The 26,974-nt window shown below is 49.1% G+C and carries 23 protein-coding genes; 12 read left to right on the top strand and 11 right to left on the bottom strand.

Translation table 11 applies throughout. The features are described 5' to 3' along the window. Window positions 1–139 precede the first annotated feature (139 nt). From GNE05_RS05655 to GNE05_RS05665, 3 genes are all read left to right on the top strand, one after another. Entirely contained in the window at window positions 140–718 is a 579-nt protein-coding gene (locus GNE05_RS05655) for a competence protein ComK (RefSeq protein ID WP_003155179.1), read from the top strand. A gap of 145 nt (window positions 719–863) precedes the next feature. Beyond that, window positions 864–1,232 carry an iron chaperone gene (locus GNE05_RS05660; protein WP_012117235.1) on the top strand — a complete coding sequence of 123 codons (369 nt, stop codon included), beginning with the start codon at window positions 864–866 and terminating at the stop codon, window positions 1,230–1,232. A 26-nt stretch (window positions 1,233–1,258) separates the two neighbouring features. Next, window positions 1,259–1,630, top strand: coding sequence for an iron chaperone (locus GNE05_RS05665; RefSeq protein ID WP_160182542.1), 372 nt, complete (start codon window positions 1,259–1,261; stop codon window positions 1,628–1,630). A gap of 46 nt (window positions 1,631–1,676) precedes the next feature. Here GNE05_RS05665 and GNE05_RS05670 read toward each other — a convergent pair whose 3' ends face one another. Further along, window positions 1,677–2,888 (bottom strand): GNAT family N-acetyltransferase, encoded by a 1,212-nt coding sequence (locus GNE05_RS05670; RefSeq protein WP_160182543.1) that lies wholly within the window; start codon window positions 2,886–2,888, stop codon window positions 1,677–1,679. 156 nt (window positions 2,889–3,044) lie between these two features. Then, window positions 3,045–3,755, bottom strand: a complete 711-nt coding sequence (locus GNE05_RS05675) for a YrpD family protein (protein WP_160183192.1) — start codon at window positions 3,753–3,755, stop codon at window positions 3,045–3,047. 195 nt (window positions 3,756–3,950) lie between these two features. Here GNE05_RS05675 and GNE05_RS05680 point away from each other — a divergent pair, with 195 nt between their 5' ends. Further along, a complete protein-coding gene (locus GNE05_RS05680; RefSeq protein WP_003155168.1) occupies window positions 3,951–4,220 on the top strand; it encodes an excalibur calcium-binding domain-containing protein in 270 nt (89 codons plus the stop codon). Window positions 4,221–4,252: 32 nt separating this feature from the next. On the opposite strand, the gene GNE05_RS05685 is transcribed toward GNE05_RS05680, so the two are convergent. From GNE05_RS05685 to GNE05_RS05700, 4 genes are all read right to left on the bottom strand, one after another. Beyond that, the gene (locus GNE05_RS05685; RefSeq protein ID WP_003155166.1) at window positions 4,253–4,570 is read right to left on the bottom strand and encodes a YbjQ family protein; all 318 of its coding nucleotides are present in this window, start codon (window positions 4,568–4,570) and stop codon (window positions 4,253–4,255) included. A 41-nt stretch (window positions 4,571–4,611) separates the two neighbouring features. Then, window positions 4,612–6,081 carry a sodium:solute symporter family protein gene (locus GNE05_RS05690; protein WP_160182544.1) on the bottom strand — a complete coding sequence of 490 codons (1,470 nt, stop codon included), beginning with the start codon at window positions 6,079–6,081 and terminating at the stop codon, window positions 4,612–4,614. Beyond that, window positions 6,078–6,278, bottom strand: coding sequence for a DUF3311 domain-containing protein (locus GNE05_RS05695; protein WP_007409181.1), 201 nt, complete (start codon window positions 6,276–6,278; stop codon window positions 6,078–6,080). Before GNE05_RS05695 ends, GNE05_RS05690 begins: the two co-directional genes overlap by 4 nt. Before the next feature lie 120 nt (window positions 6,279–6,398). Further along, window positions 6,399–6,758 (bottom strand): YhjD family protein, encoded by a 360-nt coding sequence (locus tag GNE05_RS05700; protein WP_014417360.1) that lies wholly within the window; start codon window positions 6,756–6,758, stop codon window positions 6,399–6,401. Between the two features lie 152 nt (window positions 6,759–6,910). Here GNE05_RS05700 and GNE05_RS05705 point away from each other — a divergent pair, with 152 nt between their 5' ends. The 4 genes from GNE05_RS05705 (at window position 6,911) to GNE05_RS05720 (ending at window position 10,285) form a co-directional block, all read left to right on the top strand. Further along, window positions 6,911–7,537 (top strand): TVP38/TMEM64 family protein, encoded by a 627-nt coding sequence (locus tag GNE05_RS05705; protein WP_160182545.1) that lies wholly within the window; start codon window positions 6,911–6,913, stop codon window positions 7,535–7,537. Then, window positions 7,534–8,049 (top strand): signal peptidase I, encoded by a 516-nt coding sequence (lepB, locus tag GNE05_RS05710; RefSeq protein ID WP_003155158.1) that lies wholly within the window; start codon window positions 7,534–7,536, stop codon window positions 8,047–8,049. Before GNE05_RS05705 ends, lepB begins: the two co-directional genes overlap by 4 nt. 147 nt (window positions 8,050–8,196) lie before the next feature. Further along, on the top strand, window positions 8,197–9,675 hold the full coding sequence (locus GNE05_RS05715) for a monooxygenase (protein WP_160182546.1): 1,479 nt from the start codon (window positions 8,197–8,199) through the stop codon (window positions 9,673–9,675). 88 nt (window positions 9,676–9,763) lie between these two features. Further along, window positions 9,764–10,285, top strand: coding sequence for a MarR family transcriptional regulator (locus GNE05_RS05720; protein WP_012117244.1), 522 nt, complete (start codon window positions 9,764–9,766; stop codon window positions 10,283–10,285). Window positions 10,286–10,321: 36 nt separating this feature from the next. Here the strand turns inward: GNE05_RS05720 and GNE05_RS05725 are convergent, their stop codons facing one another. The 5 genes from GNE05_RS05725 to GNE05_RS05745 all read right to left on the bottom strand — a co-directional run bounded on the left by GNE05_RS05725 (window position 10,322) and on the right by GNE05_RS05745 (window position 15,006). Then, window positions 10,322–11,464, bottom strand: a complete 1,143-nt coding sequence (locus GNE05_RS05725; RefSeq protein ID WP_160182547.1) for an AbrB family transcriptional regulator — start codon at window positions 11,462–11,464, stop codon at window positions 10,322–10,324. A 166-nt stretch (window positions 11,465–11,630) separates the two neighbouring features. Continuing rightward, the gene (locus tag GNE05_RS05730) at window positions 11,631–12,827 is read right to left on the bottom strand and encodes an MFS transporter (protein ID WP_014417364.1); all 1,197 of its coding nucleotides are present in this window, start codon (window positions 12,825–12,827) and stop codon (window positions 11,631–11,633) included. Window positions 12,828–12,842: 15 nt separating this feature from the next. Then, on the bottom strand, window positions 12,843–13,463 hold the full coding sequence (locus GNE05_RS05735; RefSeq protein WP_017417412.1) for a TetR/AcrR family transcriptional regulator: 621 nt from the start codon (window positions 13,461–13,463) through the stop codon (window positions 12,843–12,845). 251 nt (window positions 13,464–13,714) lie between these two features. Further along, the gene (locus GNE05_RS05740) at window positions 13,715–14,224 is read right to left on the bottom strand and encodes a ferritin-like domain-containing protein (protein ID WP_007610501.1); all 510 of its coding nucleotides are present in this window, start codon (window positions 14,222–14,224) and stop codon (window positions 13,715–13,717) included. Between the two features lie 68 nt (window positions 14,225–14,292). Then, the gene (locus GNE05_RS05745; protein WP_014417366.1) at window positions 14,293–15,006 is read right to left on the bottom strand and encodes a DUF421 domain-containing protein; all 714 of its coding nucleotides are present in this window, start codon (window positions 15,004–15,006) and stop codon (window positions 14,293–14,295) included. 140 nt (window positions 15,007–15,146) lie between these two features. Here GNE05_RS05745 and addB point away from each other — a divergent pair, with 140 nt between their 5' ends. The 4 genes from addB (at window position 15,147) to sbcC (ending at window position 26,964) form a co-directional block, all read left to right on the top strand. Continuing rightward, window positions 15,147–18,647, top strand: coding sequence for a helicase-exonuclease AddAB subunit AddB (gene addB, locus GNE05_RS05750; RefSeq protein ID WP_160182548.1), 3,501 nt, complete (start codon window positions 15,147–15,149; stop codon window positions 18,645–18,647). Then, a complete protein-coding gene (gene addA, locus GNE05_RS05755) occupies window positions 18,634–22,338 on the top strand; it encodes a helicase-exonuclease AddAB subunit AddA (protein WP_160183193.1) in 3,705 nt (1,234 codons plus the stop codon). Before addB ends, addA begins: the two co-directional genes overlap by 14 nt. Window positions 22,339–22,402: 64 nt before the next feature. Beyond that, window positions 22,403–23,575 carry an exonuclease subunit SbcD gene (gene sbcD, locus GNE05_RS05760; RefSeq protein ID WP_160182549.1) on the top strand — a complete coding sequence of 391 codons (1,173 nt, stop codon included), beginning with the start codon at window positions 22,403–22,405 and terminating at the stop codon, window positions 23,573–23,575. After that, the gene (gene sbcC, locus GNE05_RS05765) at window positions 23,572–26,964 is read left to right on the top strand and encodes an exonuclease subunit SbcC (protein ID WP_160182550.1); all 3,393 of its coding nucleotides are present in this window, start codon (window positions 23,572–23,574) and stop codon (window positions 26,962–26,964) included. Before sbcD ends, sbcC begins: the two co-directional genes overlap by 4 nt. The last annotated feature ends 10 nt before the right edge of the window (window positions 26,965–26,974 follow it).

Below are 26,974 nucleotides of genomic sequence, written 5' to 3' on the forward strand. Positions count from 1 at the left end.
TTTAAATAGTAATTTAAGACTAAATTACATCTTTAAAAGGTGATTTTTAGCTATATTCAAAAAAAACCTGTCGTTTTTCAATGACAGATGATAGATTATTAGTATAAATTTTCAAGAAAAGGATTGGAGGCTGCACATTATGTGCCAGAAAACACACGCACCCTTAGAAAGCTACGAAGTAAATCGTTCAACCATCGCTGTTTTGCCTGAGGAAATAGACGGTAAAATGGGGTCGAAGGTCATTGAAAAAGACTGCATTCTGTATGTCAGCATGAAGCCGATTCACATCATCGACAGAAGCTGCCGCTACTTTGGCTCCAGCTATGCCGGGAGAAAAGCGGGAACATATGAAGCGATTAAAATTTCTCACAAGCCGCCGATTATGGTGGACCCTTCAAATCACATCTTTTTATTCCCTACACTTTCTTCTGCAAGGCCTCAATGCGGCTGGATATCGCATGTGCACGTTAAAGATTTTCAACCGACGGCATTTGATGACACAGCGGTCACGTTCTCAAACGGCAAAACGATGGAACTGGAAGTATCCTATCATTCTTTTGAAAATCAGGTTTACAGAACCGCCTATCTCAGAACCACTTTTCAGGACAGGATGGGCAGTCATATCCCGAAGCGGCAGGAATTCATGCTGTATCCGAAAGAAGAGCGGACAAGAATGATCTACGACTTTATTTTGCGGGAGCTGGGGGAGAGATATTAGAGAGAGCTGTGATGTGAAGGGACGGGTCCTCTCCTTTTGGGGAGGGCTTTTTTCGATTTACATGCCGGTATAGAGTTGTATCGTGTCCGTCTGTTGGCTATGATGATGTAAAGAGTAATGATATTTCATTTTAGGAGAGATGGGCATGGATGTGTTCGCAAAATATGTATCAGGAATCGATAACCCGGATCACCGTCTCAAGGCAGAGGAAATTTTGTCGTGGACGGCTGGCCAATTTCCGAACTTAGAAGCGCAGATCAAGTGGAACAAACCGACATTTACCGATCACGGCACCTATATCATTATGTTTGCCGCGGCAAAAAATCATTTGAGCATTTTACCTGAAAAAGAGACGATGGAGCATTTTGCCGATGACATCGCTCAAGCCGGGTACAGCGCTTCTTCGCGCCTGTTCAGAATTCGATGGACTGATCCGGTGCACTATGATCTGCTAAAGAAGATCATCGAATTTAACATCAAGGAAAAAGCTGAAAATCCGGGGTTTTGGCGCTAGCGGACGTGATGTTGAAGGAGGAAGACATGGACGTTTTCAAAGACTATTTATCAAGTATCGACAGCCCTGATCATCGTCTGCGAATGGAGGAAATCCTGTCGTGGACGGCTGGCCGATTTCCGAACTTAGAAGCGCAGATCAAGTGGAACACGCCGATGTTTACGGATCACGGCACCTTTATTATCGGCTTTGCGGCAGCAAAGCATCATGTAAGTGTTTCCCCCGAAGAAGCGGGAATTGCGCATTTTGCCGACGACATTGCCCGTGCCGGCTACAGCGCTACTTCCCGTTTGTTCAGAATTCAATGGACTGAACCAGTGCATTATGATCTGCTTGAACGCATGATTCAATTCAATATTCAGGATAAGGCGGACTGCTCAGCATTTTGGCGGAAATAATGAAAGAAATATTAAAAAAACAACCCTGAGGAGGGCTGTTTTTTTATTAAAAGTAATCCGAGAAATAAGGGGTTTGCGTTTCCAGCAAATCCTCAATGAATTCCAATGTGTCCGGGCTGCATTCGAGCCGGCCCGTGCGGTGAAGATATTCTGGTTTCCGGTATGCAAATAATAATGCCGTCATCGTCTGAATATCCAGTTTCGCCGCATCAGCATCGCCGCCCGGGCTTAAAACGGCTTTTCCTTCAGGCGAAATCTCCGCTGTAAAGACGCCCTGATTCCATTCAAGCAGCGGATCTTCCAGTGTAAAAGACCATGTCCGCTTCTCTTTTTGCGGTTTAAAGGGATACTGATTGATAAATTGCTCAATATCGACAATCCGGGCCATAAAGTAAGGAGAAATCGTTTCCTCAATTTCAGCATCTTCTAACAGAAAGGCGATCGGTTCATTAGAATAATTGTCGCCGACGACTTTTGTCACCATGGAGAAATGAGCCGAAATAAAGTTCCACAGGCCTCTTCGCGCTTCTTCATTTACATATACCATTTCTTTAATATGGAAAACTTCATCTGCAATCCAGTAAAGAACATAACCGTTCGCCTGTCTGGATTGGTCATAATACACGGCAGCCGTAAGCTCTTCTAAATCCCAGCGCCAATATTCATCCCATGCCAGTTCATTTCTGATCATGGCCGCATGGCTTTTATGCGCGAATCGGCTGTATACTTCTTTAATGACCTCATGTTCCGGCTCGACGCGTTCCACTTCACCGGAAACGGTGCTCATTTTCGGGAGCTGAAAGTCTTTCACCTCAAACATCATTTTATCGCTGATTATTTCCCAGCCTTTTCTTCTGTAGTAAGGGATGGAGTAGGGGAACAAATAGGATACGGACTGACCGCGCTCACGCATGTCAACTAATGCTTTGTATAACAGTTTCGCCATTAATCCCATATTGGCGTATTCGGGATATGTTCCGACCCCCGTCACACCGCCCATTTCGAACGTTTTATTAAAAATCCGGACTTGAAATGGATAAACGGCCGCCTGTGAAACGAGTTTGTCTTTGTCAAACCAGCCCAATACATGCGCTTGTTCCAAAACGGGGAGTTTTGCGGAGGCGATTTCGGGTTCCTTCCATCCCACTTCATGCAGATTACTGTTCGTGACTTGGAAAACATATCGGAGCAGCTGATTAAATTGCTGCAAATGTTTCGGTTTGACTTTCTTTAATTCAAGCCTTTTTTCTCTGTTCATAAATTTCGCTCCTGTATGAATGATGACTGAACGTCAATCATTTTTGTGGTTTACATAAAGTGTACATGAAAATCCGCCTCGTTTCCAATTTTTCACCCGGCGGCAGTATTGACATAACGAAACGCACGATATGGGAAATCGTGCGTTCAAAATTCTTTATTTGACGACAGACATGCTGACGCTGCTGCCTGACACTGTCAATTTGGCAAAATCCTGTGTATCAATCACAGGTGTGATTGCTTTATTGTCGATCGTGATGTTCGTAAAGGCTGTTGAGAAGTTTGATTTGATGTAAGGGCGCTGATCCTCTGATGTGACCGCGACGGTGGCGAGCGCTTTCCATTTTGAGACAGAGCCTACATTTGTTTGGGCGAGTTCTGAGATGATGCGGCCGGTGTATCCGTCATTATTTGTGCCCCAGTATGTGGCGCGGGTATTGCCGTTCAGATTTTTGTAGATGGTCAGCTGTACGGTGCTGCCGGGCCGGAAGCCTTTCGTATAGGTGAATTGGCTTTCTCCTTCCAGATACTTGACCTGGCCTTGTCCCTTTGAACCGACTTTCATGATCGGTTTCCATACATGATAGGTGTCACTGTACTGAAGTCCGATATCAGCCTCTGTGCCTCCGGTAAATCCTGAGTAAATATAGGCTGTCCCATTTGACACCTGAATTGAGCTTGGAAGCTGAATTTTCGTGACGAGTACAGAACCCGTGCTGTTCAGGTAGGCCCTTCCGCCGATTCCTTTGCTGAGCTGAGACGCCGCTTCCGCCGTATTGGGACTGATCAACCCCGGAATTTCCGCCGTACATGTGCCGAATAGAACGGCTGTAGTGAGCACACCCGCAAAAAGCCCTTTTTTCATCATCATTTCTCCTCCTATCATCATAGTCAGATAGCGCTATCAATTCATATTATAAAAGGTTTTGGGAAAAATTCTATAAAAGATATACAGTCGGACGTAAATTGAAACTATTTTCCTATTTCTCTTGTAAATGGAGATTATTTGAACTATGATATGTTCAGCAATACCGCATAACTCAGGAGAGGGGATAGGATAGAGATGAAAAAGACGGCAGCTGTGCTTTTGTCTTTCGGTCTGGTGTTCGGATGTTCATACGGAGCGGGGCAGACGGCAGAAGCGAAAACAAAGGTGAAAACGTATCAAAACTGCAAGGCGCTGAATAAGGTGTACAAGGGCGGCGTGGCCAAATCGTCGAAAGTGAAAAACAAGGGCGGCAGAACAAAGTACAAGCCGTATGTATCAAAAGCGCTTTACAATGCAAATAAAAGACTTGACCGAGATAAAGACTATATCGCATGTGAGAAATAAAAAAACAAGCCTCTTTAAAGAGGCTTGTTTTTTTAAATGGATTCGGCGGTGACGGCGGTTCCGTATCCGATTAATTCGGATGTGTTCTGTCCTGCGGTCAGTTCGAACCGCAGGCCGACGATGGCGTTCGCTCCGAGCTGCTCCGCCTCTCTGATCAGCCGCTCTTTCACCGCTTTTTTGGAGTCTTCCAGCATTTCAGTATAGCTTTTCAATTCGCCGCCGACGACAGATTTTAAGCCTGCAAGCAAGTCTTTGCCGATGTGTCTGGACTGGACGATACTGCTTGTCACCAAGCCTTTCACTTCCGTAATCTGTTTTCCGGCGACGGTTTCGGTCGTTGTCATGATCATGCGGTTTTCCCCTTTCGTGTATCTTACCGCTATCTTACCATTTAAGCCGCCTTTTCGGCTGCGCCGATTTGTTTTTTTCTGACTGCGGCGCTGACTGCAAACATGACGGCAATGTTCAGAACCAGTGCGATGATGCCTGTATTCATATCCTTAACGATCTGCGGAAGAAACGGAAAGAGGGTTCCGATGGTTGATTCGGTCAGCGTAATGAAGGCCACCGTTCCGACCCCGGCCGTTATGCCGGCAAAAGCGCCGTGGCTTGTGATGAAACGCCGCTTCGGCAGGCTGAATAAGAGGGCGGGGAAAAGCTGGGTGACAAGGCTGTAGCCCATTAAAAGCAAGGTGACGATGGTATTTCCGCCTTTCAGCGTAAAATATACGGATATCAGCGCGATGACGGGTACGGCGTATTTTGCGAGCCGTGAGACTTTTTCGTCAGTCGTGCCGGGCAGAATGGCTTTGTACACATTTTTGGCGAACAGCGTGCTTGAGGCCATTAATATCATTGAACCGGGTACAAGCGCCGTCAGAATGCCCGCCGATCCGATCAGTCCGACAAACCAGGGATCAAAGGTTTTCACAGACAGCTTTAATAAGGCGAGATCCGTGTCCGTCCCTTTTAAACCGGGCACCTGCAGAATCGCCGCAAATCCGGTAAAGATGACAAACAGCAGGACGAGCTGATAAAGAGGCATGATGATTGCGTTTTTCCGAAACACCCGCGGATGCTCCGCCGAATAGGAAGCGGCAAATGTATGGGGCCACATATAAAAGCCGAGGGCGGTCAGCAAAACCGTTGAGCTGAACCAGGAAACGCTCTGTCCGGTTTCCGGCAGCGTGAGAAAACCGGGTTTTGCGGCGTCAATTTGTTTGAACATCTCCGTAAACCCGCCATAGTAATGAATGGGCAAATAAATGCCTAAATACAGGACGATGCCTAAAATCATGATATCTTTAACGACTGATATCCACGCCGAACCGTGGATTCCTGATATCATCACATAAATCGTGATGGAGACAGCGCCGATCCAGACAGCGGCTGAGGGCGGAATCTGTCCGTATGACGTTGCTGAAACAATTAATCCGAGCCCTTTCAGCTGCAGGACGAGATAGGGGATGAGGGATGCGATGCCGACGAGCGATACGAGAATGCCGAGGAGCGGGCTGTTGTATTTTGAAATAAAAAAATCTGATTGCGACATCAGTTTGTGTTGTTTGGCGTAAGTCCACACGGCTGGCAGAAGCCAATATGACAAAATGTAGGCAAGGCAGCCGTACGCGATAATATAAAAGGCGGGGCCTCCTTTTCCGTAAGCCCATCCGCTTCCGCCGAGGAATGTGAAGGTCGTGTATATTTCTCCCGCCATTAATAAAAAGACAAACATCGTGCCGAAGCCGCGTCCGCCCACCGTCCATTGTTCAAGGTCCATATGTTTTCCTTTTCGGGCCCGGATTCCGAGACATACACAAAACAGGAGCACGGCGGCCATTACGGGAAATGCTGCGTTCATTCCGCCTCACCCGCCTTGTTTTCTTTGTCCAATTTGTAAACGGCGGCCATCAGAACGGAAGTCAGCACCGCCCAGATGACGACATACGCGAGAATGAAAGGCATTCCGAAAACATAAGGCGTCACCCGGTTGGCAAATGGAATGCCGGCGAGAATTCCGAAAAAGGGCAGGGCGGCGAGAACATGAATCAGTTTCATAACATTCCTCCTTTTCATTGAAAACAGCGTGTCCCGATTATAAAGAAAATCATGTCGAATGTATAGTGTGAATAGTCTGAAATTTATCAGCTGAAAAGGAAAAGCAGTCCCGGCTGCTTTTTAAATGGTCGCAATAGACAGGTAATATTCCAATAAGGCGGTTACCTGTTCCCGTATTCTCGGGTTGAAATAACGGTGTTTTTCTTCATAGCCGTTAATGGTGCATATATAAAGCGTAAATGCTTCATCTCTTTCCGCTTCGTATAGTTTAATTTTACGCTTTCTTAACTCTTTTCTAACATCACTCAAATCCTTTTGTGCTAATTTTAAAGAGCAGCCGATAAGCTGTTTATAGGGTTGTTTTAATTTGAACGGGCACGAATCAAGCGCTTCGAGGTCCCGGTTCAGGATGGCAGCCGCCATGGGCAGAAACAGCCCTTTTTCGATGAGATCGCGGGTGCCGCTCCGGATGTCAGGCATAAATACTCCTTCTTTCTTAAAAAAGAGAACGTTTGTTCTTATTTTATACTCGCTTACACGATATTTCAAGTCGGAAAATCTCGTAAACATTTTCGTTTTTTGGAGATAATGTGTAGAATAAGGATAGACAAACTCGTTAAGGAGTATAAACGTTGGAGCATTTTTTATCATATTTGACTGAGGAACAGCTGACGGAATGGTTCCAAAGCTATAGAGCTTTCGGCCCGGCGGCTGCGGCTGCACTGCCTTTTATTGAAGCGTTTCTTCCGTTTTTGCCGCTCGTTGTATTTGTGGTGGCGAATACGAATGCATTTGGTTTGTGGGAAGGTTTTTTTCTGTCGTGGCTTGGATCTGCGGCAGGATCGATGCTGATGTTTTATGCCGTCCGCCGTTTCGGACAGAAAAGAGCTTTCGGTTTCATCCGCAGGCATCGGACCATAAGGCGGATGATGCTCTGGGTTGAGCGGCACGGTTTCGGTCCGCTGTTTATTTTACTTTGCTTCCCCTTTACGCCGTCCGCTGCGGTTCATATCGTTGCCGGTCTGTCACGGGTGGGGGCGCTGCAGTTTATATCAGCAGCCGCTATGGGGAAAATGGTCATGATCTTTATGATCAGCTTTATCGGGTATGATCTTCACGCACTCATGACACAGCCTTTCAGGATGGCGGGCACCATAACGGTGATCGCGGTGCTGTGGTATGCCGGAAAGCATATCGAACGGCGTTTACAGACGAGAATCAGTCAGCATGAGAAAGACGGAGGGAGACAGGAATCTTGAAAAAACGATTTTGGTTTATAGCCGGCGTGCTTATCGTTGTTTTGGCCATACAATTAAAGAATGCCATTTTTATTGATTATAAAGTCGAAGGAATCAGCATGAATCCGACCTTTAAACAAGGAAATGAGCTGATGGTCAACAAGTTTTCCCATCGTTACAAAACGATCCGCCGTTTCGATATTGTCCTGTTTAAAGGCCCGCACCGCAAAGTGCTGATCAAACGAGTCATCGGGCTCCCCGGCGAGTCAATCGCATACAGGGAGGATCAGCTGTATGTGAATGGAAAACGGGTGGCGGAACCGTTTTTAAAACCGTTAAAGTCATCATTGTCCGCCGGGAGCCATGTGACCGGTGATTATACGCTGAAGGAAACGACCGGGCGCAAAAGCATACCGAAGGGACAATACTTTGTTATTGGCGACAACCGCATATACAGCCTCGACAGCCGTCATTTCGGTCCGATTAAGGATAAAGACATTGTCGGAGTCATCAGTGAATCAGACGCCAAGTAAACGGCGTCTTTTTTTTCGGAAATGATTGTAAAAAAGCAGAGGAAAGACTATAATGAAAATTGTTACGCGTGAAACAAAAAGGAGGCGTTTTATTTTTTGGTGATTTTGTTACGTGTGTAACAAAAAATATGAAAGAGAGCTGATGAGATGAAAACACAGGCTGCCATTATCGGGGGAGGTCCGGTCGGGCTTATGCTTGCATCAGAACTGGCGCTGGCCGGAGTGAAAACGACTGTTATTGAACGATTGAAGAAGACGGTGCCATATTCCAAAGCGCTTATCATGCATCCGCGCACACTTGAGCTTTTTGCCATGAGAGGCATATTGGAACGCTTTTTGGAAAAAGGGACGAAGGTGTCTTCCGGCCATTTTTCCATGCTTGATACACGGCTGGATTTTTCTCGGCTGGATACGAAGCAGAATTATTCGTTAATGCTGCCTCAGGCAGAAACGGAGCGGATTTTGGAGGAGTATGCATCAAGTCTCGGCGCAGACATCATCCGCGGGGCGGAAGCGGTGGCTGTCACCCAGACGGATGACGGAGTGGAGACGGTGTTCCGGGACGAAAGCGGTATCCGCACTCTTCACAGTTTATATGCCGCGGGTACAGACGGAGCGGGGAGCATTGTCAGGAAACAGGCGGGCATCGCTTTTTCGGGCACTGATGCCGACTTAACAGGAACCCTCTGTGATGCCGCTTTGAAACATCCGCCCGAATCTTCCTTTTTGTCAACGTGCCGCCTGGAGGGATCGGTTGTGATTGTCCCTCTTACGGACGGACTTTTCCGCGTCCTCATCGTTTCTCCGCACGCTCCGCAAAAGCGGAAGGAAGAGCCGGTCACCGAAAATGAGCTGAAAGAAGACCTGCGGCGGATATGCGGCACTGATTTCGGATTGAGTGATCCGGTATGGATGTCGCGGTTCGGCAATGCCGAGCGTCAGGCCGAACAATACCGATCAGGCCGGGTTTTTGTGGCCGGTGATGCGGCGCACATTCATTTTCCCGCAGGCGGCCAAGGGCTGAACACGGGGCTTCAGGATGCCTTCAACCTCGGCTGGAAGCTGGCGGCGCAAGTGAAGGGAAAAGCGGCGCCTCATCTTCTGGACAGCTATCATCAGGAAAGGCACAGCACAGGAAAAGAAGTGTTGCACAATATAAAAACCCAGATAAAGCTCATGGATTTTACCGAGTCGGGGATGGCATTAAGAGAAACGATGACCGCTTTGCTGGATTTTCAGGAGTCCAACCGTTTATTGGCGGGAAAAGTATCCGCGCTTGATCTGCATTATGAACCGGATGCGGAGCTGCCGCCGCATATCCTGAACGGAAAACGCCTGCCGGATATCGAATTGACCCTTCATGACGGGCGGCCGGCCCGGCTGTATGATTTTCTTCATAAGGGCGCCTTTGTGCTTTTGTCATTAAGAGGGAGCATTCCCGCCGGTATTGATACGGACAGCGTGGCAGCTGTCAGTGCGGAGCTTGCTGAAACACGTGCCGATTGGGATGACGTCCACACCGTTTTAATCCGGCCGGACGGCCACGCGGCATGGGCAGCCGGCGGCTCGGGACGTGAAGCGGAAGAAGCCCTTCTGGCCGGTTTGGAGAGATGGGGATTCATCTGATGCCCTTTTATGCGCCTGTGTGATTGTTTCTTGTGTAACAAAACGTTATAGTAAAAGAAACAATCAATACGGAAGGGTGATTCAGCAGTTGGACAGAAGACAGCCAGACCATGCAAAACACATGATTCTTGAAGGGCTGACAGATATTTTTCACGAGCAGGAGAGGTGTCAGGAGGACATCAGGGCGTCGTTGGCCGGACGGATGGACGAACTCCGTGAAGAAAATGGAAAAAAATTACAGTTGACCTTGACGGAAATTCACATTTTGTCGTGTATCGGAGATCATGAACCGATCAATGTCACGTCAATAGCGGAAAAAATGAAGACGACAAAGCCGACCGTGTCGAGAAGCTGCGCGAAGTTTTTGGAAGCCGGCTTTCTGCGCAGAACCCGGCTGAGCGACAATAAAAAAGAAGTCTATTTCCGGCTGACTCCTGCCGGGAAAGAGCTGCATTCCCTTCATCATGAATATCATGAATTGATAAAAAAGCGGCTCTTGGCGTTTTTAGACCGCTATACAGATGAAGAACTGTTATTTGCTGAACGGCTGTTCCGTGATCTTTCAGCAAACTGGCGGTCTGTAAATGGCGGCGGAGAGCTGTTCAAATAAAAAACACGCATATGGATGCGTGTTTTTTTATTCGGATCATGTTCCTCTTTCACCGTGTGCCCGTTTCAGCTGAGAAAGGTGGTGCAGCAGCCGATAGAAGGGCGGAAGCATGGCGATGACGAGAACGATCCGGATGACCTGAACAGCGACGACGAAAGTCGAGTCTTCATGCAGGGTGATCGAAGTCGCCGCCATCTCGGCGATCCCGCCGGGAGAAAAGGCGAGAACAGATGTAATCATGGAGATGCCCGTTAATTTAGAAACCGCAACCGCGCTCAGAATCATGGCGGCGATTAATCCGACGGAAGAAATAAATCCGACGGTCAGCACTCTCGTCACACCGGTGAACATGCTTTTGTACATTTTTGATCCGATTGTGGCGCCGAGAAAAATTTGGGACAGCTGGTTCGCTTCCGGCGGCCACCAGGCCAGCATGTCTTTGCCCGCCAAGGCGGACCCGCCGATTTCCGCAGCAGCAACGCCGATCATGCTGCCGAGCAGCCAAGGGGCGGGAAATTTCAGCCGTTTTGCGCCTTTGCTTGCAAGCCAGGCAGCCAAAATAAATCCGGCCGTTAACAAGGCGGGAATAAGGCCCGGATGTGAAGCTCCTGCTGAAACGGCTCCGGCTGATGTCTGAGCCGTACCGTTTTGTTTGGTAAATAAGAAAATGACGAGAAACGGTATTGTCATGACGACCAAAAGGACGCGCGTCAGCTGAATAAGGCTTACAATCGCGGTGTTTGCGCCGACTTCCTGGGCGATACCGGGCATGGCGGATAAACCGCCCGGCGCCGTGCCTACAAAGCTTGTCATCATGTCCGTCCGGCTGAACCGAAAGAGCACATATCCGGAAACAAGCGCCATCACGATAGAGAAAATCAGCATGAAGCCTACCGGAAGCCAATGCTCCCGTAAAACCGACAGAACGGACAGGTTCAGTTTCTGGCCGAGTTCGATGCCGAGGATCATTTGTCCCGCCGCAAGCCATCTGCGGTGAATCCCTCTTCTGTCAGGCGCCATGAACAGCCAGCGGGGCCTCGTCATGGAGAGGATGCAGCCGGCTGCCAGCGTTCCGAGCATCCAGGCGATCGACATCCCTGTAAGCGAAAGAAGAAATCCCCCTGCCGCACTGATGAGAATAAACCAGATATCCGTAAGGAGATGTTTGTCTTTCTTCAATGAAAACCCTTCTTCCTGAAACATCCATATTAAATTGTTAAGCTCGTTAACCTTACTATTACTATAGTATAGATTTTGAGATAAATAAATAATGAATTATTTCTCATAATCCATTCATTTTTCTTATCGAAAACGCAAAAAAGCTCCGGAGATGGGTGAGTGCACCCTACTCCGAAACCTCGCCCGCTTTTCCTTTCCACACAAAGGTCAATCCCAGACCGAGAAATAAAACCACACCTGCGAACAGAAACGGGAAGTGAATATTCATATCAAATAAAATACCGCCCAGAGCCGGGCCGAAAATGGTGCCCAAACTCGTGTATGTTGAGTTCATACCGGCAACAAACCCCTGCTGATTTCCTGCGATTTTCGATAGATAAGTTGTCAGTGCCGGGCGCAGTAAATCAAACGCAAGGAAAATGATGCAGGTGACAGCGAGCACGGGTAAAAACCCTGACATCACCGTAGAAACGAAAGCCAGCACAGCGCCGATGATCAGACAAAGCTGAATGACTTTTTTCTCCCCGAGGAAGTTGACAAGTCTGCCGAATGCGAGCACTTGAATGAGGACCGCCACAATGGAGCTGAACGTAATAATAATGGCGATATCCTTTGGAGTGAAGCCGAATTTATGGTTTGTAAATAAGCTGAATACCGTTTCGTACGCCGACAGCCCGAATGCCAAAACAAAGACGATGATAAAGGCGATCAAGTAGCTTGGATGAATCGACTTTTTCAAATCTTTTAAGAAGGTTGATTCTTTGACGCTTTCCATCTGCTTTGCGCGTTCTTCTTTAGTTAACGGCTCTTTCAGCATAAAGACAGAGGAAATCACTGCGATAAATGCAATTCCCGCCGCAAAGAAAAACGGCATTCGAACGCCGTGATCGGCAATAAATCCTCCTATGCCGGGCCCGATGATAAACCCTGTGCTGATGGCGGCAGATACATAGCCCATCGCCTTCGATCTTTCCTGCACCGTCGTAATATCTGCGACATACGCTGTAACAGCGGGCATGATAAAAGCGGCACTGATGCCCCCCAGCACCCTTGCGAAATATAAAATGGAGACATGTGTGCCCAATCCGAAGGTCAGTTCGGATAATGCGAACAAAAACAGTCCGGCGAGAATCATGATTTTTCTGCCGAAGCGGTCAACCCATCTCCCCGCAATGGGGGATGCAATTAATTGCGCGACGGCGAAGGCAGCGACAAGGTATCCCATTGTGCTGCCCGTCAAGTGCATCACATTCATAAACAGCGGCATAACGGGAATGATCAATCCGATGCCTAAAAACGCAATAAATATGTTGCTTAATAAGATGATGAGTACAGCCTTTTGTTCTCTGATCGGTTTTTGCATGTTGTTTCTCCTTTGTCAGCTGTCATTCTGTTTATCAGCGCTGATCGACCCGTGAATAAACGCGGAGATGGCTTCTTTTTGCAATTCGATTCTTTGCTGAATGGTATCGTTTTTATATAACACATCTAAACCGTAGAAGACGGATAGCAGGATTTTCACTTTTGATTCGACATGATGAATGGACCAGCTGCCGTCTTGATTTCCCTCTTCTAAGATCTCCCTCATCACATCGTCATATTCAATATCAATTTTGTTGAGCCGCTTTACGACCTCCTCTGACGTAAACGCACTCGCATAAAACTCTTCACTTGCTCTCATAAGCGGGTAATTAATGCTCATCCGGCTGAGCAGCTCCGCAAAGCCCGCCAGTTTTTCGGCAGCATCTTTCAGATCAGCTTCCATTTCCCTCCACGTCTCGATCATCACGCGGTGATCCTCTTCCATGATATGAAGAAACAGAAACTCTTTTCCTTTAAAATGGTGATATAGATTGCCTTTACTGATTTCGGCCGCCTCTAAAATATCCCGAATCGATGTTTCTGAATATCCTTTTTTTGCAAATAAGTCACGCGAAGCGGATACGAGCCTGTTCTTCGTCTTTTCGCTCTTTCCGGCACCGCCTTTTGTATTTGTCACTTCACACAGATCCTTTCCGCCTCATTCATATCGTTGTCCCGGCAAAGCGGGGCTCGGTTCGTTTAAAACCGACCAGTTGGTTTATTTTATTATAAAGGGTTTTTGCTGATTATACAATGAAGAAGTTATCCATTGTTTAGAGGGAGTATAAAAACGGCTCGAAAAGTAAACCCCATTCTCTCATGTTGAAAGAACGGGGTTTGTCTGCGGTCTGAAGACTCCCGGCGGGGGAGCGTGATCTGCCTGAACCGTTATTTTCCGGTATTTACCTCGGTGTAGCTTGTGTTCGGCGCGTTTGATACCGTTCCCCCTGTATGGTGGAAAGGAGAGTGGGCCATATCGTATAAAAACCAGACGGCATGACGCTGCTCGTCAAATGCCGTGCGGGCAAATAACCGCTTCGCTTCCGGATGCACCGCTCTATCGGATGCCTGCAAATAAAAATCATTCGTTTTCTGCTCATCATAAAACGCCGCCCTCAGTCCTTCTCTGTATGTGTGCGGACAATGCTCCGTCTGTTTCGGCGTCAACTGTTTTCCGGTAATTGACGTATACAGTGAAGAGAAAGCGTGCAGGTGGCGCACTTCTTCTTCTCTGATATGTTCGATTCGTCTTCTGATTTCTGCGGTCGGCGCTTTTTCGGCTAATATTGAGTAGCAAATCACAGCGCTGTATTCACCGTTTATGGATTTTACCAGATCCTTGATAAGCACAGAATCGTCACTGCAGATGGCTGTATAATGAAAAAAATTCTCGTGCATTGGACTCACCCCCGGATGTTTATAGGGTATTATACGGCGGCAGCCCGTGACATGTGCGGATGTCATTTTTATTCTTGATCTAGCGGCGATGTAATATGGTCGTCGTATGTGTCGACAAAAAGCCGGCCGTTGCTTCCGCGCACAGCGTATACGACGTCTTCCGGTTTGAGGTTTCTCTTGTCCAATTCTTCTCTCAGCCATTTTTCCGATACGTGGTTTTCTTCCAGATTCTTCATCACCAGCCGGCCGTCCATAATCAGCTCAACGGCAAAGTTCTTTTCATGTCCGGCAAAGATGCCGAGATCCTGTCTTGTAATGGGCGCAAATTCCGGTTTGACCTCCACTGACATGCTGCCGTTTGTTTCAATGATGGCAGTCTGAACCTGAGAAATGTCAAATACGTCATTTACACGCAGCTGCTGGTTCAAGTAGTCGATGGTATAACGCATCGTTTTCATATTATGCTCAAGTATTTTACCGTTTTGAATGATAATGGTCGGTTTGCCTGCAAAGAAACCCCTAAGGGTCCTATTTTTCATAGAAAGATATGCGACAAGGTAAATGATTGCCACGAAAATAATGTAGGCAATGACATTATAATGAATCGGCAGCTTTGTATTAAACGACAGATTTGCCGTGATGGCGCCGAGCGAGATGGCCGCAATGAAATCAAAAAGCGTCATCTGTGAAATGGTTTGTTTACCGAGTATCCGGGCGCCGATAAACAGAATGCTGAACGACAGAGCCGTCCGTACAATCACTTCGGGATATTCTGACATCATCATTAGTCCTTTTTTCTTTATTTTGGTCAAAAACGATATTTTTTAAAATAGTCATCCCGTTTTTACCAGCAGATGAGATTGGTCATTTTCGTCAACTTTCGATAAAATGTAGAAAGATAAAAAGAGAGGGGTCTTCTAATTTGGGTGTTGAGTTTTTAGTAGGCAGATCGGGGAGTGGGAAAACGAGGCTGATTATCGACAGCATTCAAGATGAACTGCGCCGGGAGCCGTTCGGGAAACCGATCATTTTTCTAGTCCCGGATCAAATGACGTTTTTAATGGAATATGAGCTTGCTAAAACGCCGGATATCGGCGGCATGATACGCGCTCAAGTGTTCAGTTTTTCGCGTTTGGCGTGGCGCGTGCTTCACCATACCGGGGGCATGAACCGCCCGTTTGTGACGACGACGGGTGTGCAGATGCTTTTAAGGAAACTGATTGAAGAATATAAGCACGAGTTTAAAGTGTATCAAAAAGCGAGTGACAAAACCGGGTTCACTGAGCAGGTGGAACGGATGCTGACAGAGTTTAAGCGGTACTGTATTGAACCTGAAGACGTCCGCCGCATGGCGGAAAGCGGAACGGCGTCAGAATATCGCGGAGAGCGGATGCTGTCTGAAAAACTTCATGATTTAGGCATTTTATATCAGCAGATGGAAAGAAGCCTCGCCGGACACTATTTGCATTCAGAGGATTATTTGACGCTGCTCGCTCAGCAGATTCCTTTGGCGGACGTTGTAAAAGGCGCCCGTGTTTACGTCGACGGATTCTATCAATTTACGCCGCAGGAATTAAGGGTGCTGGAGCAGCTGATCATGCATGCTGAACATGTCACATTCTCGCTGACGGCGGACAGCCCTTCGGCGGAACAGGCACCGGATGAGCTCGATCTGTTCAGAATGACGGGAAGCACATACTATAAGCTTTATCAGACGGCAAAGGAATTGAATGCCGATATTTCCTGCAAGGAACTGCATGGCACGAAGCGGCATCGGCATGTGCCGGAGCTTGCCTGTATAGAGTCGCAGTACGATGTGCGTCCCGCCGCGGCGTATACCGGCGGACAGGAAGCTTTTACCGTCATGCAGGCGCAAAACAGAAGAGCTGAGCTTGAAGGTATTGCCCGGGAAGTTCAATCACTTGTCCGGGACGGAGGATACCGGTACAAAGATATGGCGATTCTCATCCGTCAGCCGGAAGATTATAAAGATTTGCTGAAGGAAGTGTTTGCCGATTACGGGCTTCCTTATTTTATTGACGGAAAAGCTTCTATGCAGCATCACCCGCTTATTGAATTCATCCGTTCAAGCCTGGATGTCGTGAAGGGGAACTGGAGATATGAAGCGGTGTTCCGCTGTGCGAAAACCGAACTGTTATTCCCGCTTGATCAGCCGGAGCAGAAAATAAGAGAGCAGGTTGATCAGCTTGAAAACTACTGTATCGCCTACGGCATTAAAGGGGAGCGCTGGACGAGCGGCGAGCGGTTTGTATACAGGCGCTTCGTATCGCTCGATGAGGATTTCGCGCAGACAGATCAGGAAATAGAGATGGAGCAAATGCTGAATGAGACGAAAGAGTGGATGGCCGCGCCCCTTGTCCGGCTTCAAAACCGGATGAAAAAGGCGAAAACGGTTCAAAGCATGGCGGAGGCTCTTTATCTCTTTTTGGAAGATACCGATGTTCCCCTGAAGCTGGACCGAAAAAGGCAGCGGGCCGAAGAGGCCGGAAACATGATCGAAGCGCAGCAGCACGGCCAGGCGTGGGATGCCGTTATCCAGCTTCTCGAGGAGTTTGCCGGCATGATGGGTGAAGATGAAATATCTTTGGCGCTGTTCCAGCAAATGCTTGAAACGGGAACGGAATCGCTTCATTTTTCTTTAATTCCTCCTGCGCTTGACCAAGTATTTGTAGGGAATATGGATCTCTCAAGAATGTACGGCACGTCCTGCACATTCGTCATCGGGGCCAATGACGGCGTTCTTCCGGCGCGCCCGGATGAAAACGGCGTGCTGTCTGATGATGACCGGGAGTGGCTGAAAGCGGTCGGAGTGGAGCTGTCTTCCGCGGGGCGTGAGCGCCTGCTTGATGAGCATTTTCTCATCTATATGGCGCTGTCGAGTCCGTCTGACCGTCTTTATGTGTCGTACCCGATTGCCGATGCGGAAGGAAAAACGCTCCTGCCGTCAATCGTTGTAAACAGGCTTGGCGAGCTGTTTCCCGATCATCAGGAAAAGCTGTCAGCGGCTGATCCCGAGCAGGTAAGCGAAGAAGAGCAGCTTCAGTATCTCGTCAATATACAGGTGGCTCAGACATATACGGCAAGTCAGCTCAGGCTGTGGACAAGAGAGTACGAGATCAGTGACGTATGGTGGAGCGCATACAATGTGCTGATGAAAGAGTCTGATCACCAACGTGCGAAAAAGCTGTTTTCAAGCCTGTTTTTCCGCAATGAGGCGAAGCGTCTTGAACGGCCTGTTTCGCGCCAGCTTTACGGCGAGCATATTAAAGGAAGCGTCTCCCGGATGGAGGCGTTTAATGCCTGCCAGTTTTCCCATTTTGCATCACACGGGCTTCAATTAAAAGAGCGGCAGTTTTTCAAGCTGGAAGCGCCGGATATCGGCCAGCTGTTTCACTCCAGCCTGAAGCTGATTTCAGACCGGCTTCGTGAGCAGAAGCTGGAATGGCGCGATCTGACGAAAGATCAGTGCCGGAATTTCTCCTATGAAGCGGTGGAACGGCTTGCGCCAAAGCTGCAAAAAGAGATTCTGCTCAGCTCAAACAGACACTTTTATGTGAAGGAAAAACTGCAGAAGATCGTCACGCGTGTTTCAGGCATATTAAGCGAGCATGCGAAGGCGAGCGGTTTCGTCCCGGTCGGTCTTGAACTCGGTTTCGGCGGAAGCGGGCCGCTGCCTCCGCTCACTTTCACGCTGAAAAACGGCTGTACGATGGAACTCGTCGGACGGATCGACCGCGTGGATAAAGCGGAAAGCTCAAAAGGCCTGCTGCTGAGAGTCGTTGATTATAAATCAAGCGACAGGGGGCTTGATCTGGCGGAGGTGTATTACGGGCTCGCTCTGCAAATGCTCACATATCTTGACTTATCGATTACACATTCCGCGGATTGGCTCGGCATGAAAGCGACACCGGCAGGCGTTTTGTATTTCCATATTCATGATCCGATGATTCAGGCCAGTCTGCCGATGGGGCTTGATGAAATCGAGCAGGAAATTTTTAAGAAATTTAAAATGAAAGGCCTTCTCCTCGGTGACCGGGAGGCGATCAGCCTGATGGACACGACGTTGGAGGAAGGGCGTTCAAATATCGTCAATGCCGGTTTGAAAAAGGACGGTTCTTTAAGATCCGACTCAGCCGCGGTCAGTGAACAGGATTTTCATCTGCTGACAGACCATGTGCGGCGGACATTTGAACAGGCGGGCGAAGCGATAACGGACGGGCTTGTGTCCATTACCCCGTATAAGCTGAAAGATAAGACGCCTTGTACGTATTGTGCGTTTCAATCGGTGTGCCAGTTTGATGAGTCGCTTAAGGAAAATGAATACCGCAGCCTGAAAGCGGAAAAAGACGGCACCATACTGGATTGGCTGAAGAAGGAGGCGGATGATGATGCAAATTCCTAAACCGAAAGACAGCATATGGACGGATGACCAATGGAGCGCCATCGTTTCTTCCGGCCGCGATATTCTGGTCGCTGCCGCAGCCGGATCAGGTAAAACGGCCGTGCTCGTGGAACGGATGATCAGAAAGATAACCGCGGAGGAAGATCCGGTTGATGTTGACAGGCTCCTTGTGGTGACCTTTACAAACGCCTCAGCAGCGGAGATGAAGCATCGGATCGCGGAAGCATTAGAAAAAGAGCTCGCCAAAAATCCGGGATCTCTGCATATCAGACGGCAGCTCTCTCTATTAAATCGGGCGAGCATTTCGACGCTTCACTCTTTCTGTCTGCAAGTGCTTAAAAAATATTATTATATGATTGATCTTGACCCCGGTTTTCGGATGGCTGACCAGACGGAAGGCGAATTGCTCGGAGACGAAGTGCTTGATGAGCTGTTTGAAGATGAATACGCAAAAGGGAATCAGGCGTTTTTTGAGCTTGCGGACAGATATACGACAGACAGGCATGATCTTGATCTTCAAGACCTTGTCAAACGGGTGTACGAGTATTCCCGGTCGCATCCTGACCCGGAAGCGTGGCTGCAAAGCTTTGTCCGCCTGTATGACGTGACGGAAGAAAGCAAAATGGAAGAGCTTCCGTTTTACCAGTATGTGAAAGAAGATGCTGAAATGGCGCTCTTCGGGGCAAAACAAAAGCTTGAGAAGGCGCTTGAACTGACAAAAGCGCCCGGCGGGCCGGCCCCGCGCGCTGATAATTTTCTGGATGACCTTCAGCAGATAGAAGAGCTGATCAGCTGCCGGCATGACTTCGATGCGCTGTATGAACGGGTTCCCGCAGTCTCCTTTAAGCGGGCGAAGGCGGTAAAGGGCGATGAATTTGACAAAGCGCTTTTGGACGAAGCGACCGATTTGCGAAACGGCGCGAAGAAACTGATCGAAAAGGTAAAGACCGATTACTTTACAAGAAGTCCGCAAGATCACTTAAAGAGTTTAACAGATATGAAGCCTGTCATCGAAACGCTCGTTCAGCTCGTGATATCATACGGAAAACGATTTGAAGCGGCGAAACAAGAAAAATCAATTATTGATTTCTCAGATTTGGAACATTACTGCCTGGCGATTTTAACTGCGGTTGATGAAGAAGGCCGGCGAGTGCCGAGCGAAGCGGCCGTTTATTATCAAGACCAGTTCCATGAAGTTCTGGTTGATGAATATCAAGATACGAATCTTGTGCAAGAGTCTATCCTGCAGCTTGTTAAAAGCGGGAATGAAGAGACGGGAAATCTGTTTATGGTAGGCGACGTTAAACAATCGATCTACCGTTTCAGACTTGCTGAGCCGCTGCTGTTTCTCGGGAAATATAAAAGGTTTACAGAAAGCGGGGAAGGCGCGGGGCAGAAAATTGACCTGAACCAAAATTTCCGCAGCCGCTCCGATATTTTGGACAGTACGAATTTCTTGTTTAAGCAGCTGATGGGCGGAAAAATCGGCGAAGTGGATTACGATGAACAGGCGGCATTGAAGCTCGGCGCATCGTATCCGCCGAATGACGCGGCAAAAACGGAACTGCTGCTCATTGACAGCGCTGATGGCGCAGACAGCTCCGAGGATACCGAAGACTTTGAAACTGTGCATTGGGAAGCGAAAGCGATAGCCGGGGAGATCCGAAAGCTTGTCTCATCTCCGTTTAAGGTATATGACGGCAAAACAAAAACACACCGGAATATCCAGTACCGGGATATCGTAATTTTGCTGCGCTCCATGCCGTGGGCGCCGCAAATAATGGAAGAGCTGAAAAACCAGGGCATTCCGGTGTACGCCAATTTGACGTCGGGTTACTTTGAAGCCGTGGAGGTAGCTGCGGCGCTTTCAGTCTTGAAGGTGATTGATAATCCGTATCAGGATATTCCGCTTGCTTCCGTGCTGCGATCGCCCATCGTCGGCTGTGACGAAAATGAACTTGCGCTGATACGCCTTGAAAAGAAAAAAGCGCCGTTTTATGAAGCGCTGAAAGCATATATAGCGAACGCTGACAGGCATGATGACCTGTATCAAAAACTGAGAACCTTTTATGACAGTCTGCAAAAGTGGCGGTCATTTTCGACGAATCATTCGGTGTCTGAGCTGATTTGGGAAGTATACCGCGATACCGGATATTTTGACTATGCAGGCGGCATGCCTGGCGGAAAGCAGCGCCAGGCCAATCTGCGCGTCTTGTATGACCGGGCGCGCTCGTACGAAGCGACGGCGTTCCGCGGGTTATTCCGCTTTTTGCGGTTCATTGAACGGATGCAGGAGCGCGGCGATGATCTGGGGACGGCCCGGGCGCTCAGCGAGCAGGAGGATGTCGTTCGGCTGATGACGATCCACAGCAGCAAAGGACTTGAATTCCCCGTCGTTTTCACCGCCGGACTCGGCAGAAGTTTTAATATGATGGATCTCAACAAATCATACCTGCTTGATAAAGAGCTCGGTTTCGGCACGAAGTATATTCATCCGGAACTCAGAATCAGCTATCCGACTCTTCCGCTTGTGGCGATGAAGAAAAAGATGCGCAGAGAGCTCTTATCCGAAGAATTGCGCGTATTGTATGTGGCGCTGACCAGAGCGAAGGAAAAGCTGTTTCTCGTCGGTTCCTGCAAAAACCGGGAAAAACAGCTGGCCAAATGGCAGGCGCAAGCAGACCGGCCCGATTGGCTTCTTTCTGAATTCGACCGCTATCAGGCGTCATCTTATTTGGACTTTATCGGGCCGGCGCTCATCCGCCACCGTGACATGGAAGCGCACAGGACGCCGGGACTTTCCTCATCTGAGGATATCGCGCGCGACCCGTCGCGTTTTCACATCCGGATGCTGCAGCAAAGTGAATTGCTGGAAGAGAATCCGAAAGAACGTGCTGAAGAAAAGAGCAAACGTCTCAAAGCGATTCAGCAGGGCGAGCCGATTCCTGATTCGTTTTCATTTGATGATCAGGCGCGCCGTCTGCTTGAATGGAAATATCCGTACCGAGAGCTGACGGCTATCAGAACGAAGCAGTCAGTTTCTGAGCTGAAGAGAAAGCAAGAATACGAGGATGAATACAGCGGCCGCTCTCTCATCAAACCGTCAGGAGACACGCTTTTATACAGGCGTCCCGGTTTTATGATGAAAAAAGGGCTGACAGCCGCCGAAAAAGGGACGGCGATGCATACGGTGATGCAGCACATACCGCTGACGCACGTTCCGACTGCCGAAGAAGCGGAGCGGACGGTCCGGATGCTTTACGAAAAAGAGCTGCTGACAGAAGAACAGCAGGAAGCTATTGATATAGAAGAAATTGTCCAGTTTTTCGGAACTGAAATCGGGAAAGACCTTCTCGGGGCGCTGCGGATTGACCGGGAAGTGCCGTTCAGTATGGCGCTTCCGGCCGGCGAGGTGTACAAGGATGCCGAAACGGCCGGTGAACCGCTGCTCGTGCAGGGGATTATTGACTGCCTCTACGAAACTGCGGACGGTCTCTATTTGCTGGACTATAAAACAGATCGGATAGAGGGGAAATTCCTGAACGGATTTGAAGGCGCGGCTCCGATTCTGCAAAAAAGGTATGAAACACAAATCGAATTGTATACAAAAGCGGTTGAACAAATTACAAAAACGAAAGTGAAAGGGCGTGCGCTCTATTTCTTCGATGGAGGTCACGTTCTTACACTGTAACAAGATCCGAAGCTCCTTTTTGGAGCGGATCTTTTTTTCTATCAAAAAGTGAGGTGAATGCGGTATGCGCATTTTACATACAGCTGACTGGCACCTCGGCAAAACGCTGGAAGGCAGAAGCAGGCTGAGCGAGCAGGCCGAGGTATTGGAAGAGCTGAATACCATTGTCAAGGAAGAAAATATTGATGCGGTCATTATGGCGGGGGATGTATTTGATACGGTCAACCCGCCTGCGCTCGCTGAACAATTGTATTACGAAAGTCTTTCCGCGCTTTCTGACGGCGGAAAGCGCCCGGTTGTCGTCATTGCCGGAAACCATGACAATCCCGACAGGCTGGCGGCGGCTTCTCCGTTAACAAATGAGCGCGGCATTCATTTAATCGGCTATCCGCGGACAGAACCCGTGCATATTGAGGTGCCGTCGGCGGACGAGCTGTTAGCCGTAGCCGCGCTGGCATATCCGTCAGAGGCGAGATTAAACGAAGTGCTTTCTGATACGTTTGAGGAAAAGCTTCTTCGCGATCATTACGATATCAAAATCAGAGAGGCGTTTGCTCACATGTGCGGACTGTGCCGGGACGATGCCGTGAAAATCGCGGCGAGCCACATTTATGTCGCGGGGGGGAATCAGACCGATTCAGAGCGTCCGATTGAAGTCGGGGGCGCTTACACAGTTGCCGCTGACAGCCTGCCGGCTGATGCGGCTTACGTGGCTCTCGGCCATCTCCACCGACCGCAAACGATCAAGCGCGCCAAGACGGCTGCCCGTTATTCAGGCTCTCCGCTGGCATACAGCTTTTCAGAAGCCGGTTATGCCAAATCGGTGACGGTGGTAGAAGCGAAGCCCGGCGGAGAAGCGAAGTGGGAAGAGATTTTCCTGTCTTCCGGTAAACCGCTCGTCAAATGGAAAGCGCAGGGGCTGAGCGAGGTTCACGGCTGGCTCGATGAAGGGCGTGACCGGAATGCCTGGATCGATCTTGATATCCATTTGACGGATCAGCTTTCTCTCGAGGAAATTCATCGGCTGAGAAAGGCGCATCCCGGCTTTATCCATATCAGGCCGGTTTTTGAAGAAAAAGAGACCGGCAATGACCGGATTGAAGTGAAACACACATCAATTGAGGATCGATTTAAGAAGTTTTATGAAAAACAAACGGGCGGCGGCGTGCCGGATGAGGAGATGGTCAAGCTGTTTTTAGAGCTTGCGTCAGCAGATGATGAGGAGGATGCGACATGAAGCCGATTCTGTTAACGATAAAAGGGCTCCACAGCTTCAGGGAGGAACAGACCATTGATTTTGCCGGACTGTCCGGAGCCGGGGTGTTCGGAATTTTCGGGCCGACTGGAAGCGGAAAATCGTCGATCCTTGATGCCATGACACTCGCTTTATACGGAAAAGTGGAGCGCGCCGCAAATAATACGCACGGCATCCTGAATCATGCCGAAGATCAGCTCGCCGTCTCATTTACATTCGCGCTTCAATCCGGCCACCGGGTTTCCTACAAGGTCGAGCGCGTTTTTAAGAGAACGGATGAAACGAAAGTAAAAACCGCCCTCTGCCGCCTGATTGAAATCAAAGACGAACAAACGGTGCTGGCCGATAAAGCGAATGAAGTGAACAAAAAGGTAGAGGAGCTTCTTGGCCTGACCATTGACGACTTTACAAGAGCCGTCGTGCTGCCGCAAGGAAAGTTTGCCGAGTTTCTGTCGCTTAAAGGCGCGGAAAGAAGACATATGCTCCAGCGCCTGTTTAATCTGGAACAGTACGGGGACAGGCTTGTCAAAAAATTGCGGCGGCGGGCGCAGGAAGCGGCAGCGAAAAAAAATGAAATGCTGGCCGAACAATCCGGCCTCGGAGACGCAGGAGAAGATGCGCTGAAGCAGGCTGAACAGCAGTTTCACGAAGCGAACGAACGGCTTGAAGAAGCTGAGAAGAAACGGGTCCGGGCAAAAGAGCGCTTTGAGAATCACCAGGAAATTTGGAACCTGCAGACAGAAAGAGATGAATATGAGCGCCGGGAGAAAAAGCTTGAGGAAAGACGCCCGTACATCACGGATTTGACTGAGCGTCTTAAAGAGGCGGAAACAGCTCTCGCCCTTGAGCCTTACGCAGACCGTTACACAGAAGCCGTCCGCCGGAAGCAGCGCGCCGAACAGGAACACGAACTGGCCAAACGGAAATCAGAGGCGGAAACCGTTTCATTTACCCGGCAAAATGAAGCCTATGAAGCATGGCGGGCCCATAAGGCCGAACAGGAGCCGAAGCTTGTCAAGGAAGAAGAGCTGTATCAAAGACTTTCAGCCATTGAACAAAAACTGCTCGAAGCGAAAAAAGAAGCGAAAAAAACAAATGCGGAACACAGCAAAAAAGAGGAAGAATACGAAGCCGCCTCGAAACAGCTGGCCGGAGTGAAAGACCGCCTGACCCGCGGCCAAAACAGGCAGAATGAGCTGAAAGAAGAGCTGAAAGCAGTTCAAGTGACCGCCGATGAACGGAAAAAATGCCAGACCGCAGCACAGCTGGCGGCGGGCTTTCAGCAGACACAGGAACAAATCACGAAAGAGCGGGCCAATCTGACAACGCAGCTGAAAAACATGGAGAAGCTGAACGGAGAAAGCGAGTCGCTCACAGCGAAAGCGAAAACGGAAGAGGAAGACATTACGCGCGCTTATCAAACGCTTCAAACCGTTTACCATATGGTCTGTGAAACGGAGCGTTCACTGAAAGCCGCAGCCGAACGGGCTGACAAAACGCAAGCCGATCTCCGCAGGCGCTCAGAGGAAGCGAGAACGGCTGCATTAACAAAAGAATTATCGGAAAAACTGATCGAAGGAAAGCCTTGTCCTGTATGCGGCTCGACGCAGCATGACCGCCCGCGTTCCGCTCATGAAACATTCTCGCCTGATACGGCTGTGCAGGAACATTTGCAGCAGGTGGAAGCGCTGCTTTCTGAGGCGGCGGCTCTTTCTCAGGAAGTGCTGACAGCCAAGGTTGCATTAGAAGAACAGTCGGGGCGTTTTACCGAAGAATGTCCGTTTCTGCAAAGCGCCCGGGTTCCGGAGCTGGAAGCCGCTTCTTCCATCAGCGGACGCCCGCTTGATGAAGCGTTCAGCGCCGTCCGCTTGGAATGGAAACAAATGAAACAGGATATGCTGTCGGTAAAAGAGAAGGTCACAAGACTGATCAGCGCGCATCAGCAGACGGTAAAACAAGCTGAGCAGCTTGCCGAACGAATCCGCTACGAGGAAAAAGAAGCCGGCCGTCTCAGACATTCATTAGAAGAGCTTGAATCGCTGTCAGAAAGCCGATTGAATCAGTACAACGAAGTCTGCGGTGATATTCCGCCAAACCGGATTGACGCCTGGCAGGCTTCGATAGATGAGAAGGACAGGCAGGCAGAAGAATGTGAGAAGCGCATTGAAACAAGCATCGCATTCCTCAAGGAACATGAAGAGGAGAAAGAACGCCTGCAGGAGATGAAGCATCGGCTTGAACGGGAACGGCTCGAGCTTCACTATGCGTCTGAGCGCCTGCAGCAGGTGATTGACGGATATGAACAAGAGCTCGGAACAGCAGCTGAAGAAACATCAATTTCCGCAAAGCTTGAAGCGGTGCGGCAGGAATTACAGCTGTTAAAATCCAAAGAACAGTCCCTATTCGATGCGCTGAAGCAGGCGCAGCAATCACTGAATGACGCAAAAGGCCGGGAATCAGGGAGTCTCATGTCACTCAGGGATGCTGAGGCCTCTCTTGAGAAAGCGCAAAACGACTGGCGCGTGAGGTCAAAAGGCACCGGGTTTACCGAGCCGGACCAAGTCAAAAAAAGTCTGCTTCCGCAAGGGCGTGCAGAGGAAATGAAAAAAGAAATTGATGAGTTTCTGGACACCTCCAAACAGCTATCGGCAAATATCAGCCGTGTTACTGATAAATTAGCCGAGCGCCGGATATCGGAGGAAGAATGGACAGCATCCGTTTCTCTGCTGAAGCAGGCAGAGGCTGAGTCAGGCGCCGCCATGGAGGAAAAAGGAGCACAGGCAAAAGCCTACGCGGTTATGCAAAAACAGCATAAGCGCTTTAAAGAGATTGAAGCCGAACTGAAAAGCTGGCAGACACAGATTGACAGGCTTGATAAGCTCCAGTCTGTATGTAAAGGCAATACATTCGTCGAATTTTTAGCGGAAGAACAGCTGGAAAGCGTGGCTCGAGACGCCTCTGCCCGTCTCGGAGCGCTGACAAGGCAGCGGTATGCCATATTAGTCGATTCAGAAGGCGGTTTCGTCATGCGTGATGACGCGAACGGAGGCGTCAAACGGCCCGTATCAAGCCTTTCCGGCGGGGAGACGTTTCTGACATCGCTGTCGCTTGCGCTTGCCTTGTCCGCCCAGATTCAGCTGCGGGGGCAATACCCGCTGCAATTCTTTTTCTTAGATGAAGGATTCGGGACTCTTGACCAAGGGCTCTTAGACACCGTTGTCACAGCGCTCGAAAAGCTGCAATCGGACAACTTATCCGTCGGGGTGATCAGCCATGTGCAGGAGCTGAGAGCGCGTCTGCCGAAAAAATTAATCGTTCATCCGTCCGAACCGGGCGGGAAAGGCACCCGGGTCACATTGGAGATCATGTAGAAAGGAGAAG

Source organism: Bacillus sp. AM1(2019) (assembly GCF_009906915.1).
In the GTDB taxonomy this organism is placed as follows: domain Bacteria; phylum Bacillota; class Bacilli; order Bacillales; family Bacillaceae; genus Bacillus; species Bacillus velezensis.